This is a genomic window from Microbacterium sp. (assembly GCF_041909575.1).
Taxonomy (GTDB): domain Bacteria; phylum Actinomycetota; class Actinomycetes; order Actinomycetales; family Microbacteriaceae; genus Microbacterium.
On the sequence record NZ_JAYRDE010000119.1, the window covers coordinates 1 to 8339 of the forward strand.

7 protein-coding genes are annotated in these 8339 nt (G+C 71.5%); 2 read left to right on the forward strand and 5 right to left on the reverse strand.

The features are described 5' to 3' along the window. Positions 1–132: 132 nt before the first annotated feature. Genes hemW through lepA form a run of 3 tightly spaced genes read right to left on the reverse strand, consistent with a single transcriptional unit; the run spans position 133 to position 3869 of the window. On the reverse strand, positions 133–1350 hold the full coding sequence (hemW, locus tag ACE3O1_RS13380; RefSeq protein ID WP_374315834.1) for a radical SAM family heme chaperone HemW: 1218 nt from the start codon (positions 1348–1350) through the stop codon (positions 133–135). A 7-nt stretch (positions 1351–1357) separates the two neighbouring features. Beyond that, positions 1358–2008 carry a DUF1990 family protein gene (locus ACE3O1_RS13385; RefSeq protein WP_374315836.1) on the reverse strand — a complete coding sequence of 217 codons (651 nt, stop codon included), beginning with the start codon at positions 2006–2008 and terminating at the stop codon, positions 1358–1360. Positions 2009–2018: 10 nt separating this feature from the next. Continuing rightward, complete coding sequence (lepA, locus tag ACE3O1_RS13390; protein WP_374315838.1) at positions 2019–3869, reverse strand: translation elongation factor 4; 1851 nt, start codon at positions 3867–3869, stop codon at positions 2019–2021. 257 nt (positions 3870–4126) lie between these two features. On the opposite strand from lepA, the gene ACE3O1_RS13395 reads away from it, so the two are divergent. Next, positions 4127–4846 (forward strand): alpha/beta fold hydrolase, encoded by a 720-nt coding sequence (locus tag ACE3O1_RS13395; RefSeq protein ID WP_374315840.1) that lies wholly within the window; start codon positions 4127–4129, stop codon positions 4844–4846. A gap of 113 nt (positions 4847–4959) precedes the next feature. Further along, the gene (rpsT, locus tag ACE3O1_RS13400) at positions 4960–5220 is read left to right on the forward strand and encodes a 30S ribosomal protein S20 (protein ID WP_374315842.1); all 261 of its coding nucleotides are present in this window, start codon (positions 4960–4962) and stop codon (positions 5218–5220) included. Positions 5221–5288: 68 nt separating this feature from the next. On the opposite strand, the gene holA is transcribed toward rpsT, so the two are convergent. Together holA and ACE3O1_RS13410 are read right to left on the reverse strand one after the other, a co-directional pair. After that, positions 5289–6326, reverse strand: coding sequence for a DNA polymerase III subunit delta (gene holA, locus ACE3O1_RS13405; protein ID WP_374315844.1), 1038 nt, complete (start codon positions 6324–6326; stop codon positions 5289–5291). Positions 6327–6353: 27 nt separating this feature from the next. Next, positions 6354–8339: ComEC/Rec2 family competence protein (locus ACE3O1_RS13410; protein WP_374315846.1), on the reverse strand; the 1986-nt coding region annotated here is incomplete at its 5' end.

Here is an 8339-nt window from a genome sequence, read left to right on the forward strand (position 1 = left end):
ATCGCGCGCAGCACCTGGAGTCCGCGTTCGCTGACCATCCCGCCTCCTCACGCCCGTTCTGGCACTCGCATGACTGGAGTGCTAATCCTACCGGATGAGCGCCGGTGGGCCGCGAGCCGATCGCGCGTCGGGCTACTCGGTGAGCGCCCGGACCACGGCGTCGGCGAGCAGTCGGCCGCGCCGCGTCAGCACGATGCGCCCGTGCACGGCGGACGGCCCGTCGATGAGTCCGTCCGCGATGAGCGCGGCCACCGCGCGGCGCCCCTCCCCGAGCACCTCCGACACGGGCAGTCCTTCGCGGATGCGGGTGCGCAGGAGCACGTTCTCGAGCGTGCGGGCTTCGACGTCGGGCACCTCGCGCGCCGCCGCCGGCGACTGCCCCAGCGCGAGCCGCTGCGCGTACGCCGCCGGGTGCTTCACATTCCAGAACCGCACGCCGCCGATGTGGCTGTGCGCGCCAGGCCCGAAGCCCCACCAGTCCGTTCCCTGCCAGTACGCGAGGTTGTGCCGCGATCGCTGCGCCTCGCTCCGCGCCCAGTTCGACACCTCGTACCACTCGAAGCCTGCCTCGGCGAGGGCGTCGTCCACGAGCTCGTACATGTCGGCCTGCAGGTCGTCGTCGGGAGCCGGCACCTCTCCGCGCCGGATCTGACGGGCGAGCTTCGTGCCGTCCTCGATGATCAGCGCGTACGCCGAGACGTGGTCGGGGGCCAGCTCCACGGCCGTCCGCACCGAGGTGCGCCAGTCCTCGAGGGACTCCCCCGGCGCCCCGTAGATGAGATCGACGCTCACATCGAGCCCGGCTCCGCGCGCCGCCGCGACGGCCGTGCGCACATTCGCCGGGTCGTGGGTGCGATCCAGCGCCGCGAGCACGTGCGGGACGGCGGACTGCATGCCGATCGACAGGCGCGTGACCCCGGATGCCGCGAGCTCGGCGGCGACGGCATCCGTCACCGTGTCGGGGTTCGCCTCGACGGTCACCTCTGCGCCGTCGGCGATGCCGAACGCGTCCCGCACGCCCTGGAGCATGCGCCCGAGGTCGCCGGGGGGCAGCAGCGTGGGGGTGCCACCGCCGAAGAACACCGTGGCTGCCGGTCGCAGCGGTCCGATGCCCGCGAGCACGCCCCGCGCCAGCTCGACCTCGCCCAGGAGCGTGTCGGCGTACTGGTCCTGACGCGCGCCGCGCAGCTCGTCCGAGGTGTAGGTGTTGAAGTCGCAGTACCCGCACCGCACGCGGCAGAACGGCACGTGGAGGTACACCCCGAACGGCGTGGCCGGGTCGGCCGTCGTCGCGGCGGGGAACGAGCCGTCGGCGGGAACCGGCTCGCCCAGGGGAAGCGCGGAGCCCATCAGCGGCTCACGCGGGCGTCGTGTACAGCGGCGAGATCGCGCGGAGATACCGGGTGAACAGCTCGCGGCGGCGGCGGCGGACGAGCCCGGGGAACATCCGGTAGAACACGGCCCGCGGGGTGTCGAACGCGCGAACGGTGAACCACACCTCGTCGTTGTCGAACCAGTCGAGCATGAACGATTCCTCGCCCGACACCACCGAGTCGCTCACCGTGCCCAGGGCGAACCCGACGCGGCGGGGCTCCTCGATCGCGAAGATCACGCGCAGCTCGGCATCCGCTCTGAGCCCGCTCACGCGTCCCGCGACGCGGATGGTCGTGCCGGCGCCGACATACGGCGTGCCATCGGCGTCGTAGCGGAGGTCGGACTCGGAGCGGCTGGGGGCGATCGGGTGGCCCTCGGCGTCGAAGCTCACGCCCGAGTACATGGGGCCCGAGGCCGGACGCACGTCCTTGATCGCGAGGCCCGCCCCGCGCTGCGCGGTCCACGACAGGAGGGCATCGCTCGCGGTGCGGAAACGGGACTCTCCGCTGCCGATGCGCCAGGACTCCTCAGCGGGCGTGCTGCGCTCGGGCGGATAGGTCATCAGGTCGGGTGCCTGAGTGGCCCCGACGGCGGCGTAGTCGACCGTGTCGTCCCGGAAGGTTCCTCGACGCATGACGACCAGCCTACTTCGAGGCCTTGCCCTCGACATCGCCCGACAGCGCGGCGATGAATGCCTCCTGGGGGACCTCCACGCGGCCGACCATCTTCATGCGCTTCTTGCCCTCCTTCTGCTTCTCGAGGAGCTTGCGCTTGCGGGTGATGTCGCCGCCGTAGCACTTGGCCAGGACGTCCTTGCGCATCGCCCGGATGTTCTCGCGGGCGATGATGCGCGCGCCGATGGCGGCCTGGATCGGCACCTCGAACTGCTGTCGCGGAATGAGCTTGCGCAGCCGCTCGGTCATCATGGTGCCGTAGGCGTAGGCCTTCTCGCGGTGGACGATCGAGCTGAACGCGTCGACCTTGTCGCCCTGCAGCAGGATGTCGACCTTCACGAGGTCGGCCTCCTGCGTACCCGCCGGCTCGTAGTCCAGTGAGGCGTAGCCCTGCGTGCGGCTCTTCAGCTGGTCGAAGAAGTCGAACACGATCTCGCCGAGCGGGATGCTGTAGCGCAGCTCGACGCGCTCCTCCGAGAAGTACTCCATGCCCAGCAGCGAGCCGCGGCGGGACTGGCACAGCTCCATCACGGTGCCGACGTAGTCCTTCGGCGTGAGGATCGCCGCCTTCACCATCGGCTCGCTCACCGTCGCGACGCGGCCGTCGGGGTACTCGCTGGGGTTGGTGACGACCAGGGTCTCGCCGGTGTCGGTCAGCACCTCGTACACGACGCTCGGCGCCGTGGTGATGAGGTCGAGGTCGAACTCGCGCGACAGGCGCTCCGTGATGATCTCGAGGTGCAGAAGGCCGAGGAAGCCGCAGCGGAATCCGAAGCCGAGCGCGACCGACGTCTCGGGCTCGTACTGCAGCGAGGCGTCGGAGAGCTTGAGCTTGTCGAGCGCCTCGCGCAGGTCGCCGTAGTCGCTGCCGTCGATCGGGTAGATCCCGGAGAAGACCATCGGCTTGGGGTCGGTGTAGCCGGGCAGGGCGTCGGTCGCGGGCTTGCGGTGGGTCGTGATGGTGTCGCCGACCTTCGACTGCCGCACGTCCTTAACGCCGGTGATCAGGTAGCCGACCTCGCCCACGCCGAGCCCCTTGGTGGGGACGGGCTCGGGGCTGGAGACGCCGATCTCGAGGAGGTCGTGGGTCGCGGTCGTCGACATCATCTGGATGCGCTCGCGAGGCGAGAGCTTGCCGTCGACCATGCGGACGTAGGTCACCACGCCGCGGTAGGAGTCGTACACCGAGTCGAAGATCATCGCGCGGGCCGGGGCATCCGAGTTCCCCTTCGGCGCCGGGATCTGCTCGACGATGCGATCCAGCAGATCCTCGACGCCCATCCCGGTCTTGCCGCTGACCCGCAGCACGTCGTCGGGGTCACCGCCGATGAGGTTCGCGAGCTCCTTCGCGAAGCGGTCCGGGTCGGCGGCCGGCAGGTCGATCTTGTTGAGGACCGGGATGATGTGCAGGTCGTTCTCGAGCGCGAGGTAGAGGTTCGCGAGCGTCTGCGCCTCGATACCCTGCGCCGCGTCGACGAGCAGGATCGCCCCCTCGCACGCGGCGAGCGAACGGCTCACCTCGTACGTGAAGTCGACGTGGCCGGGGGTGTCGATCATGTTGAGCGCGAAGGTGCCGGCGTCGGTCGACCACGGCATGCGGACGGCCTGCGACTTGATCGTGATGCCCCGCTCGCGCTCGATGTCCATGCGGTCCAGGTACTGCGCGCGCATGTCGCGGTCGGCGACGACGCCGGTGATCTGCAGCATCCGATCGGCCAGCGTCGACTTGCCGTGGTCGATGTGGGCGATGATGCAGAAGTTGCGGATCAGCTCGGGCGGGGTCGCGGACGGCTCGAGAGGCTTCAGGGCGCGCGGTGACATATCCCGTCGATTCTACGGGTGAGCCGGGCCCGGCCCCTGCGCGACTCCTGTGTCCCGCGGGGCGGGAAACCCGGGGGTTGCACCGCCCGACGATTCCGAGGCTCAGGGATCACCCACCCTAACTCCTCAGAATCGGTCGTTCCGGCGCCGTTTTCGCCCTGCGCCCCCGCTCGACTCGACAAGACTGAGGAGTTAGGGCGAGAGCGGAGTGGGGCCGGTCGGCCGGTCCCCTTGGGAAGGGGAGCTAGCCTGGGGCGATGGTCGTGCAGGTCGTGCTGGTGCACGGCATCCGCACGTCCGCGACGATGTGGCGCGCGCAGGCCGCGTACCTCGAAGAGCGCGGCAACCCGGCGATCGCGGTCGATCTTCCGGGTCACGGCACGCGCATGGCCGAGGACTTCACGCTCGAGGGCGCCTTCGCCGCCATCGACGACGCGGTGAGGGATGCCGCGTCCCGCGGTCCCGTCCTCCTCGTGGGGCATTCGATGGGCGGCCTCCTGTGCATCGAGTACGTCGGCGCCGAGGAGCAGCCCCCGGTCGCGGGGTTCATCGCCGCGTCGTGCACTGCGATCCCGCGGGGCGTCGGGCTCGCCGCCTACCGCATGCTCGCGCGGGGGTTCGACTCGCTCCCCGACCGCGGCATGTGGCTGACGAACCGGATGCTCGACCGGATCCTCCCCGCGGAGACGCGCGATGACTTCGGCGCGGGCGGCTATGCGCTCGACGCGCAGGACGTCGCCCTGAGCAGCCTGTCCGTGCTCGATCTGCTCGCTGCGGTGGGGCGCATCGACGTGCCGCTGTGGTTCGTGAACGGGCAGTACGACCAGCTGCGGGTGAACGAGCGGCTGTTCACCCGGCTCGCCCCCCATGCCGAGCTCATCGTCGTCCCGCGCACCACGCATCACGTGACCGTCATGCGCCCGGACGTCTTCAACGCAGTGCTCAATCTGGCGATCACGACGCTCGAGCGGACCTGATAGACTCGGTGATTGGTTTGCGTGCGGGGTCCCACCTCCGCACGACGCCGCGAGCGGCCCCTCTACCCGTAACGCGGCAACTCCCGTTCCATCAAGACGAAAGATCTTCCAACGTGGCGAACATCAAGTCGCAGATCAAGCGCAACAAGACCAACGAGAAGGCGCACGAGCGCAACAAGGCTGTCAAGAGCGAGCTGAAGACCGAGGTGCGCCGCACCCGCGAGGCCATCGCCGCCGGCGACAAGGCCGCCGCCGAGAAGGCTCTGCTCAAGGCGACCAAGAAGCTCGACAAGGCCGTGAGCAAGGGCGTCATCCACCAGAACCAGGCCGCCAACCGCAAGTCGGCGATCGCCAAGCAGGTCGCCGCTCTCTGAGCCGTCGCACCAGCTGATCGAAGGCCCGTCCCTCCGGGGGCGGGCCTTCGGCGTTCCCGGCGGACCGGTCAGGCGCCGTACGGTGCGCGCGTCGCGATGACGGTGACGAGGCGCTCGAGCGAGAAGACCGCGTCGCGCGAGCCGCCCTTGACCTCGGCATCCGCGCGAGCGGCCGCCTGGATGGCCATCCCGAGGGACGTCTCGTTCCACCCGGTCAGGTCGCGCCGTGCGCGGTCGACCTGCCAGTCCTTCAGTCCGACCCGCGCCGCGAGGGCGGCCGACGGCTCGCGGCTGCCCGCCACGCGGGCCATGGTGCGCAGCTTGAGCGCGATCGCCGCGACCATCGGCACCGGATCGGCCCCGGACGCGAGCGCATGCCGAAGGGCGATGAGCGCGTCGCCGTAGCGGCCCGCGATCGCGGTGTCGGCGACGGTGAAGGCGGATGTCTCGACCCGGCCGCCGTAGTACCGCTCGACGACCTGCTCGGTGATGTCGCCAGGAACGTCGGCGATGAGCTGCTGACAGGCCGCTGCGAGCTCGGTGACGTCGTCGGCGAACGCGGACACGAGGGTGCGAAGCGCGGGCGCGGCGATGCGCTTCTTCGCCGTCTGGAACTCGCCCGCTGCGAAGTCGTAGCGATCGGAGTCGCGCTTGATGGCGGGGCACGCGATCTCGACGCCGCCGCCTTCGCCCGCGCGGATGGCGTCGAGGAGCTTCTTGCCCCGCACGCTGGCCCCGGTGTGACGGAGCACGACCGTCGCGCCCTCCTGCGGCATGGCGAGGTACGAGATCGCCTCCGACAGGAAGGCATCCGAGCACTTCTCGACGCCGGTGACGCGCACCAGCCGGGGCTCGCCGAACAGCGACGGCGAGGTCATCGCGAGGAGCGTGCCCGCCGCATAGTCGTCGGCGCGCACGTCGGACACCTCGAGACTGGCGTCCTCGGCCCGCAGGTAGTCGCGCACCCCGGCGATCGCGCGCTCCGCGCACACGTCTTCCGGGCCCGAGACGAGCACGATCGGCGCCGGCTGGGGGGACCGCCACGACAGCTGCGGAATCGCGCTGCGCGCAGCCTTCGCGGGGGCGCGTCGCGGGGTCGGTGCCATGACTCCAGCCTAGCGAGGGCCGCCGACTCACCCGCCGCGCTCTCGCCAGATCCGGACCTCGCCGGCGTCCCCCCAGACCGCGACGACGCCTTCGGTATCGGTGCGCGCGATACGAGCGCCGATACCGGCGAGCTCGTCGAGGATCTCGGCGCGCGGATGCCCGTAGTCGTTGCCGGCGCCGACCGTCACGATCGCGACCGCCGGTCTGGCCGCGCGATAGAGGCCGGGATCTTGATCCGCGCTTCCGTGGTGCGCGACCTTCACCAGGTCGTACGGGGGGTCGAGGGCGTCCGATGCGACGATGGCACGCTGCGGCGACGCCGAGAGGTCGCCGAGCAGCAGCGTCGACGGGATCCCTCCGCCACGGATGTCCAGGATGACGCTGGCGTCGTTCCCCGACGGGAACGCCCGGCCACCGGCCAGCGGCCACACCACTCGCCACCGCGCGGAGCCCAGCGAGCCGGTCAGCCCGGCAGCGGCGGGTCGCAGTGATGCGCCGGCGGCAGCGAGCTCCTGGAGGATCTCGGCTCCGTCCCCGTGGACCGGTCCGTGGAGGACCATTCCCACCCTGCCCCGGACGGCGTCCACTCCTCCGACGTGGTCGAGGTCGAAGTGCGAGAGCACGAGCAGGTCGATCCGGTCGACGCCGACGCGATCGAGGCAGGTCGTGAGCGGCGCCGGCTCGGGACCGGTGTCGACCAGCGCGACGGCCCCCGCCGACCGCAGCAATACGGCGTCGCCCTGTCCGACATCGCAGGCGAGCACCGTCCAGTCGGGAGGCAGCGTCCAGCGTCCGGCGACCGTCGCGAGCAGTCCCCCGCCGCACGCGACGCCGGCCACGACCGCCACGAGCGCCGCCGACGCGCCGCGGGCCAGAGCACGCGACGTGGTGCCGCGACGCAGTGCGACGAGCAGGCCGATCGACAGGCCGACCGCTCCCAACGAGAGCACCCCGGGCCACCCCTCCAGCCACGGCAGCGCATCCGCCGGCAGCGCGCTCGTCGTCGTGGCGGTCGCCGCGATCCACGACGCCGGGAGCCAGGCGATCGCGGCCAGCCCCTCGCGCAGGAGCGGGAGCGGGGCGGCCAGACAGGCGGCGAGACCCGTCACGGTGGCGATCGGCGCGGCCGGCGCAGCCAGGAGATTGGCCAGCACGCCGTACACCGGCACCTGCGGCGAGATGAGTACGAGCAGCGGGCCGCACGCGAGCTGTGCGGCAAGGGGCACCGACAGTGCGAGGGCGAGTGCACGGGGCAGCCTCCGCGCCATGCCGTCGGCGAGCGGCCGGGCGAAGACCAGCAGGGACGCGGTCGCGACGGCCGACAGCGCGAACCCGAGGGATCCTGCCAGCCAGGGATCGGCGACCATCAGCACCGCGACGCACAGCGACAGCACGGCGATGCCGGCGCCCGGCCTGCCCAGCAGCACGCCCAGCATCGCCACGGCCGCCATGGCCGCAGCGCGCACGACGCTCGGCTCGGGCGTCACGAGCAGCACGAAGGCGCCGAGGACGAGGACGCCCGCCGTGACGCGCGCCGCCCGCGAGGCCCTGAGGGCCGCCGCCCCTGCGAAGGCCAGCCCCACCACGAGCGCGCAGTTGGCGCCCGACACGGCGGTGAGATGCGACAGCGAGGATTCCTTCATCGCGGCATCCAGGTCGGCCGACACGGCCGAGGTGTCGCCGACGGCGAGGCCGGGCACGAGCCCCGCGCCCGGGCCCGGAAGGCCCGCGACGGCCTCCACCAGCCCGCGGCGAAGCGTCATGGTGGTCACCGCCGCTCCGGCAGGAGAACTCAGGACCGCGACTCCACGGGAGGCGTGCACCGTCAGCACCGCCCGCTCCCCCGGACGTGGCGGCGCGGCTGTCCCGCGTGCCTCGATCCTCGCTCCCACGTCCAGCACGCCCGGACCCTCGACATCCGCAGGCGCCACCCGCACCACCACGTCGACGCTCACTGCACGGGCCTCGGTGCCGACGTCGATCCGCGACGCGCGCGCATCGAACGCGAACGA